1 protein-coding gene is annotated in these 469 nt (G+C 74.0%); it reads left to right on the forward strand.

From position 1 onward, the window contains the following. A partial coding sequence (locus tag IF43_RS37525) for an AMP-binding protein (RefSeq protein ID WP_037891690.1) occupies positions 1-469 on the forward strand: 469 nt, incomplete at both ends.

Here is a 469-nt window from a genome sequence, read left to right on the forward strand (position 1 = left end):
CGCTGGAGCGGCGGCGGGTGCTGACCGAGTGGAACGACACGGCACTGGCGCTCCCCGCGAGGACGTTCCCGGAACTGTTCGAGGAGCAGGCCGCCCGCACCCCGGACGCCGTCGCGGTCGTCTTCGGACGCGAGGAGCTCTCGTACGCCGAACTCGACGCCCGGGCCAACCGCCTGGCCCGCCTCCTCGTCGCACGCGGCGTCGGCCCCGAGCACGTCGTCGCCCTGGCCCTACCCCGCTCGGCACAGCTGGTCGTCGCCCTCCTCGCCGTCATGAAGGCCGGCGGCGCCTACCTGCCCCTCGACACCAAATACCCCGCCGACCGCACCGACTACATGCTGCGCGACGCCCGACCCACCCTCGTCCTCACGACCACCGACACCCCCACCACGACCCGCGGCACGGACGCCGACCACCTCGTCCTGGACGCTCCGGAGACCGCGGCCGAGCTCACCGGCTACTCGGCCGC

This window comes from Streptomyces sp. NRRL S-87 (assembly GCF_000719335.1).
Classification (GTDB): domain Bacteria; phylum Actinomycetota; class Actinomycetes; order Streptomycetales; family Streptomycetaceae; genus Streptomyces.